Source organism: Sphaerisporangium melleum, from assembly GCF_014646695.1.
Lineage (GTDB): Bacteria > Actinomycetota > Actinomycetes > Streptosporangiales > Streptosporangiaceae > Sphaerisporangium > Sphaerisporangium melleum.
The window spans coordinates 20,801-27,626 of the sequence record NZ_BMNT01000069.1; the positions used below are offsets into that span (position 1 = coordinate 20,801).

The following is a 6,826-nucleotide window of genomic DNA, read 5'->3' on the forward strand; positions in this document are numbered from 1 at the left end:
CCACCCGGCGCACCGGCGACACTCGCTGATCGCCGGCCGCCGGAGACGCGGTCACGCGGGCGGTGGGCCGAGGATCTCGTAGCCCTGGCGGGCCGCGATCTCGGCCAGGACGGCCGGGTCGGGAGGTCCGGGAGGGAGAGCGGCGACCTCGGCGGCGAAGTGTTCGAAGCCGCTCGGCCAGGTGAGCTGGAGCAGACGCAGCGGCTCCTCCCCGCGGTTGACGAACGCGTGCGGCGACTCGCGGGGCAGCAGTACGAACGCTCCCGGCCCGTCCTGCCATATGCGCTCGCCGCAGTGCAGCTCGATGGTGCCGGACAGCACGTAGAACGCCTCATCGTCCTGGTGGTGCACGTGGAGCGGCGTGGCGAAGCCCGGCGGGCAGACCTGTTCGATGAGGCTGAGCGCGTTCCCGGTGTCGGAGCCGCCGGCCTTGACCGTCATGGTCGTACCGAGGAACAGATGGGTGGCGCCTTCGCCGGGAGGCAGGTGGAGAGCGCTCATGCCGGGGCTCCAGGAGTCTTCTTCTCGATGGTGTAGAGCCGGATCTCGATGCCGTCGGGGTCGGTGATGCCGCCGATCAGCCAGCCGATGCTGCCTTCGGCGACGCCGGTGTGCGGCTGGCCCACCTCGTCCAGGTGGCGGGCCCATGCCGTCAGCTCGTCGAGGGTCGGCACGGCCAGCGCCACCGGATCGAACCCGGCAAGCCCCGCCGCGCGCCCCGGCTCCTCCCGCAGCGCGAGCATGAGGCTCTCGGCCGGGTCGCGCAGCGCAACGCCACGCAGCACGCCCGACTCCACGAACTCGATCGCCACTTCGAGACCGAGCACCCGCCCGTACCACTCCACGCTCTTGCGTACGTCGGAGACGGGCAGTTTGACGTGGTGGAAGCCGCCTAACGCAGCCATCCGTCACCTCCGCGCCGGTGCAGGGCGAAGCCATGAATTTATAGTCATACTTTAAAGTGGTACTCTAATAAAGTGGCGGAGGTCAAGGGGAGGAATCGCAGGTCTGTCCAGACCAGACGACGCATCATCGATGCCGCCCACAAGCTGTTCGTCGCCAAGGGCTACGCGGGGACCACGTTCCAGGATGTCGCCGACGCCGCCGACGTCTCCGTGCCGACCGTCTACTTCCACTACGGCACCAAGAGCGGGCTGCTCAAGCAGGTGATCGACGTCGCCTCCGCCGGTGATGACGAGCCCGTGGCGCTGCTCGACCGGCCCTGGTTCGCCGAACTGAAGCGGGCGAACGACCCCGCCGTCCTCATCCGGCGCTGGGTCGAGGCCAGCGCCACCATCCTGGACCGCGTCGCCCCCGTCCTCGCCGTGGTCCACTCCGCCAGGGGCGACGCCGAGATGGAGGCGCAGTGGACGCGCAACAGCGAGGAACGGCGCATCGCCCACGGCACGTTCGTCCAGATCATGGCCGAGTCGGGCACCCTGCGCCCCGATCTCACCGAGCGGCAGGCCACGGACATCACCGTCGGACTACTGTCGCCCGACCTCTTCCTCGTCCTCACCCGCGAGTGCGGCTGGACCACCACCCAATGGGAGACCTGGACCGCCGCCCAACTCGCCCACAACCTCCTCCCACCCGCCCAAGCCCCTGCTTCCTGACGGGAGCCACCGGGGACCGGCTGGGTTCGACCAAGAACGAGGTGCAGTCTCAGCACGGCGTCGACTGCAGTGAGCCGCCTTCCTGGCAGCATGTGGCGAGAGACCTACGATCGCGACCGCGACCTCCTTCTTGGCGGGTCGATCGCACGATCTTTTCTCGAACACCAGTATGATGCCACGGTCCAGGCAGACAGCAGATGATCCATCCGGAAAGGGCCGCACGTGGCGCAGAAGGTGATACTGGTTGACGACCTCGACCACTCCGAGGGCGATGACGTGGCGAGACGGGAGTTCCCGCTGCTGAACCGGACCTTCGCCATCGACCTGTCCGAGGCCAACCAGCAGCGGCTGAGCGAGGCCCTCGCGTTCATCGAGCAGGTCCTCGAAAGCTCCCGCGAGGTGAAGCAGGCCACCCGCGCGAAGAAGGCCGCCGACACCTCCCCCCGCCTGCAGGGCCACACCCTCACCGACGTCCGCGAATGGGCCCGCGAGCAGGGCCTTGACGTCCCCGCCCGCGGCAAACTCCCCGACGAGCTCATCGAGAAGTTCATCGCCGCCCACCCCGACGCCGCCGCCACGGACACGGCGCCGGAGGACCAGAGCGAAGCGACCCCGGCCGCCTGAGCGGGACCACGGCCTGCGGGTGGTACCGGCCTGAACGCCGCATCATGCTTTGTCCAGGCCGGTCAGACGCGCCAGGACGGCGAAACCGTCGTCCGTCCCGGGCCAGTGCCGGCGTACCGCTTGCAGACCGGCCCGCCGTACCACCGAGCGCAGCACCACGGTGACCACGATGGCGTCGTCGGCGTACCCGAGCACGGGGATGAAGTCCGGCACCACATCGATCGGGAACGCCAGGTACGCCGTCAGCAGCGCCAGCCTGACGCGTACCCCGCGGGGCAGGTCACGGTCGGCGGCCAGGCGGCGCACCAGGCGGAGCACGTCGGGCAGCAGCCGCAACGCCTCCCGCAGCAGACCTCCCCGCGGCCGCGCGACCGCCAGGGCCACGATCAGCACCAGCCAGGTCACCAATAGCGCGACCGCGATCCCGATCAGCAGGTCCCATCCCCACACACCGGTCATCATCGCCCGCTCCCGTACGTGACCTGGCCCGCGCCGGCGAGCCGCCGGCGGTCGCGGCGGCTCGCCGGTCGGCTACCGTACCGTCAGCTTCTGGTAGTCGGCGGCGTGCGGCCGGTAGGTCGGGTTGCCGGAGTAGGCGACGTGGACCGTGTACTTCCCGCGCCGCAGATCGGCGGTCCGCAGCGTGACGACGGCCTTGCCGTCCACCAGTGGCACGACCTGCACGGTGCCGCCGAACGTGACGGTGACCTCGCCGGTCGGGGTCGGAGCGTTGTGCTTCGGCCCGCGCGCCGGCTCGACGGTCACGTTGAGCCGGAACGTGTCTCCGCGGACGACCGACGCCGGCGCGGCCTTCGCGTGGACCTTGACGGCGTTCGGGCCGGAGGGCACCTCGAACGACACCGTGCCCTCCGACGCCTTCAGGTGGTCGAAGCCGAGGTACTCGGCCTTGACCGTCCGGGTACCCGCGGGCAGACCCGCCGGCAGCGTGACCGTGGCCGCGCCGTCGTCCAGGTAGGCGAGCTTCGACCACGAGCCGACGCTGAACCGCACCTGTCCGCCGGTCTCGAACCCGTCGGCCGCCTCGACCGTGGCGGTGGCCGTGGTCGTCTGGGCCCCGCTCGCGTACGGCTCGACGGCCACCTTGGTGGTGGTCGTGACGTCGCTGTTCGGGATCCCGCGGATGTCGTTCCACTCGCGGAGGGTGATCGGGATCACGGTGCCGTGACGCGGCCGGACGACGCCCGCGTTGGTCATCGTGAGCGCCTTGGCGTTCCAGGTCGGCGCCTCGATGTTCTCGTGGCACGCGGCCTGGTATCCCCCACCGTTGGTGTACCGGTCGCCCCAGAGGTAGAACTGGCCGGGGCAGGCGGTGTCGCCGGGGTTGGCCTTGAAGACGACCGGCCCCTCGTACCCCTGGTTGGCGACCCACGTCGTGCGCCCCAGGGCCGGGGCGAGCAACGTCCAGTTGTTGATATTGCTGTCCAGGAAGTCGGTGTGCTTCTCCGAGAAGATGTCCGAGCCCTGGTTGCCGGCCTCGTTCTTGGTCACGCGGTAGTACTGGTCACCGACCCGGATCGCGGTCGTGTCGATCCGCGACAGCGGGGCCGGGTTCTGCCAGACCTTGGGAGCGGAGAACGTCTGGAAGTCGCGCGTCGTGGTGTACCACATCTGCGCGTTCCCCTGACCGGTGCGGTTCACGGGGTCGTTCCACAGCGACTGCGCCCAGAACACGGCGTAGGCGCCGATCTCCTCGACCCACAGCGACTCGGGTGCGAAGGCGTTGCCCGCGTTGTCGGGCGCGACCTTCACGTGCCGCTGAGGAGTCCAGTTCACCAGGTCGTGCGACTCGAACACCTCGATGTACTGGGTGTCGTTGATGGCGTATCCGCCCTGGTCGTACCAGTTCAGGTCGGTCGCGATCATGTAGAACGTGTCGCCGTCGGGTGAGCGGACGATGTGCGGGTCACGAAGGCCCTGGTCGCCCAGCTGGGAGATCAGCGAAGGCCGGCCGCCGGTCAGCCCGGTCCAGTCCAGAGCGGTGTTCCCGTTGGACGTCGCGAACATGATCTGCTCGCCGTCGGCGATCCCCTCGCCCTTGAAGTACCCCATGAAGTACCGCTCGTACTCCTCGGAACGGGGCTTGGCGGTGATGGTCACCGGGAACGACTTCGTCTTCGAGGCCGACCCCCTGGTGATGGTCGCCGTCAGGGTGGCGGTGACATCCGGACGGCCGAACGCCGGGCGGGTCACCTTGCCCGCCGGGGTGACGAGGTCGGTGGTCGACTTCCAGGTGATCGTGGAGCCGAACTCGCCGCCGGCGGGAAGGTCGATGTTTCCACGCACGTCGCCGGTGGCGTACAGGGCCAGGTCGAACGTGTCCCGGTCGACCGCCTGCGCGTCGTCGAACTCGGCCTTCACCACAATGGGGATCTCCCGTGTGGTGACCTCCCCGGCGCCCTTGCGGACGGTCGCCGTGAGCGTGGCCATCGCGTCCGGCTGCCCCTGCGCGGGCCGGGTGATCTTGCCGGTCACCGCGACCTTGCGTGCGCTGGCGACGGCCGGCGGGGTGGAGACCGCGACGACCGACGGGTCCGAACTCGTCCACGTGATGGCCGAGCCCGCCACGGAGCCCACCTTGGGCAGCACGATGTCGCGTACGATCGCGCTGGTCAGGCCGAGGTCGATGGCGGCGGCGTCGGCGTGAACGCCATCGGAGACGGTCTTCTTCGCCAGGGCGAGCGTCTCGTCAACGCTCACCGCCCGGTCGTAGACCCGGAAGTCCCGGAGCGTCCCGCGGAACGAGTAGTGGCCCGACGTCTGGGAGCGGGCGAGGAAGTTGCAGTTGGTCCCCGCGGCGTTCACCGACGGCGGCGTGGTCAGGTTCGCCGACGTCGCGTGCAGCACACCGTCGAGGTAGAGCCGGCCGGTCCAGCTCGTACCGTTCGCGTTCAGCGTCTGGGTGTAGGTGACGTGCGTCCACGCTCCCTCGAGCATGCGGACCCGGTTCTGCTGGAGGTTCGCCGAACCGACCCCGATACGGAACCGCTGGGTGTTCGACGCGAAGATCGAGCCCTGGGCGCCGGTGTCGAGGTCGCACGAGCCGGACTTCGCGCCGAAGCCCCACATCTGGTGCTCGCCGACGTTCGCCGGGTCGATCCACACGTCGTAGTCGACGGTGAGGTTCGACATGCCGGCGGTGATGTCGTTCGGCAGCTTCACGTACGCACCCTCGAGGGCGCTCTCGTAGGAGTCCGGGTTGAACCTGACTCCATCGCCGGTCAAGGTCGCCTTCGCCGGATTCACGAGGGTGGCGTTCGCCGCCGAGCCCGCGCTACCCGAGTTGACCAGCGTCGTCCCGCTGGTCTCGTCGAGGGCGAAGTGGTGCACCAGACCCTCGTTGAGCTCCTCCTCGGCGGCCTGCGAGGGCGTCGCCGCCAACGAGACCAGGAGAAGCGCACCCAGGGCCAGGCCCGCGACACCTCTGCCCTTCCGGATCAGCCTGTGGCGCGAGCTTTGCCGTCGCGATCTCACATGGTCCTCCTTGATCCGGTCGCGGTGGACGCGTGGGGTACGGCTCCGTCCGGGGCGGGGCCGGCCGGCGTGCCGGCGAGGTCCAGCGTGATCAGGCGTTGTTGAGCGCTCCGGCAAGACGAGGGCAGCACAGACAAAGTTCACCTCGCTGTGAGATGTGGGGGGTGGGGGCGAACTGAGAGGGACGTGGCTATATGTCACAGATGTCCGGGTCTTGATCCAGACACTAACCTCCGGCCCCAGCGAAAGAAAGCCTCACATGAGGCCGAACTTCCGAGTGAACCGACGAAAGCCACGCAAGACCAAAGGTTTCTTGCCGGCACTCAGCACGCACCAATGCGACCGGTGTTACGACGTCATGCGAGTTCTACCGCCGATGCCGGTCGCCTGCTGCTCGCCACATCCCCTGCTCGGGCCGACGCAGATGACCGGAAAGGTCAAGCCCTGCCGCTCGCCCACTCCGGCGCCGTCGACACTGTGCACCTCGCTCAGACGGGCAGGTCCCAGCTCGGCCCGTCGGGTTCGCCCAGCCAGACGTACTGACGACCTGCGGTGATGGTGAGCCCGTACGCGGACTGGTGCGGGGAGCCCGCGTTCTGCCAGGCCAGCACGGCGTGCTCGACCGCGTCCCACAGCCGCAGTGGCCCGCGCTGGCGGACCGTCCACCCACCAGCCGGGTCGGGCCGGGTGACGGCCTGCGAACCAGTGGCCACATCCCACAGGATGACCTCGTCACCACCGCCCAGTCGAACCGCCGACGGCGCGCCGAGTTGCGCTACGAACAGCCCGGCCGGGTCGTCCAGGACGCGCGGGTCCACCCGGCTCTCCCGCACTTCCCCGCCCGCGAGGTACGGAGAGGCCACGGGAGGCGGGCCGTGGGGGCGGGCGGTCATGAAGTAGATGTCCTCTTCGAGGAAGCGCCCGCGCGCCGTACCGTCGTCGCCCAGCGTGAGATGCGCGAACGCGACTCCGCGCATCCACCCGGTCAGCGGAGCGGTGATCGTCCCGCCATCGCGAACCTGCCACATCCACGGCATCGGCACGTAGCGCACCGAGCAGGTGGCGATCAGCCGGTCATACTCGGCGTTCTTCTC

General features: G+C 69.2%; 7 protein-coding genes. 2 read left to right on the forward strand and 5 right to left on the reverse strand.

Features of this window, described 5'->3' with window-relative positions; all coding sequences use genetic code 11:
* Positions 1 to 51 precede the first annotated feature (51 nt).
* Positions 52 to 501: a cupin domain-containing protein gene (locus IEY93_RS35935; RefSeq protein WP_189167637.1), complete on the reverse strand. Its 450-nt coding sequence runs from the start codon at positions 499 to 501 to the stop codon at positions 52 to 54.
* Positions 498 to 905 (reverse strand): VOC family protein, encoded by a 408-nt coding sequence (locus IEY93_RS35940; RefSeq protein WP_189167638.1) that lies wholly within the window; start codon positions 903 to 905, stop codon positions 498 to 500. Before IEY93_RS35940 ends, IEY93_RS35935 begins: the two co-directional genes overlap by 4 nt.
* Positions 906 to 977: 72 nt before the next feature.
* Between IEY93_RS35940 and IEY93_RS35945 the strand changes: the two genes are divergently transcribed.
* A complete protein-coding gene (locus tag IEY93_RS35945; RefSeq protein ID WP_229691755.1) occupies positions 978 to 1,616 on the forward strand; it encodes a TetR/AcrR family transcriptional regulator in 639 nt (212 codons plus the stop codon).
* A gap of 234 nt (positions 1,617 to 1,850) precedes the next feature.
* Positions 1,851 to 2,240, forward strand: coding sequence for an Lsr2 dimerization domain-containing protein (locus tag IEY93_RS35950; RefSeq protein ID WP_229691756.1), 390 nt, complete (start codon positions 1,851 to 1,853; stop codon positions 2,238 to 2,240).
* A gap of 42 nt (positions 2,241 to 2,282) precedes the next feature.
* Here IEY93_RS35950 and IEY93_RS35955 read toward each other — a convergent pair whose 3' ends face one another.
* The 3 genes from IEY93_RS35955 to IEY93_RS35965 all read right to left on the reverse strand — a co-directional run.
* Entirely contained in the window at positions 2,283 to 2,702 is a 420-nt protein-coding gene (locus IEY93_RS35955; RefSeq protein WP_229691757.1) for a YkvA family protein, read from the reverse strand.
* Between the two features lie 69 nt (positions 2,703 to 2,771).
* Entirely contained in the window at positions 2,772 to 5,639 is a 2,868-nt protein-coding gene (locus tag IEY93_RS35960) for an immunoglobulin-like domain-containing protein (protein ID WP_189167640.1), read from the reverse strand.
* A gap of 581 nt (positions 5,640 to 6,220) precedes the next feature.
* Positions 6,221 to 6,826: methyltransferase domain-containing protein (locus IEY93_RS35965; protein WP_506344925.1), on the reverse strand; the 606-nt coding region annotated here is incomplete at its 5' end.

What these genes read in the sequence shown, in the direction of transcription:
- IEY93_RS35935 (WP_189167637.1), bottom strand. Translation starts at nt 501, where the DNA reads ATGAGCGCTCTCCACCTGCCTCCCGGCGAAGGCGCCACCCATCTGTTC.
- IEY93_RS35940 (WP_189167638.1), bottom strand. Translation starts at nt 905, where the DNA reads ATGGCTGCGTTAGGCGGCTTCCACCACGTCAAACTGCCCGTCTCCGAC.
- IEY93_RS35955 (WP_229691757.1), bottom strand. Translation starts at nt 2,702, where the DNA reads ATGATGACCGGTGTGTGGGGATGGGACCTGCTGATCGGGATCGCGGTC.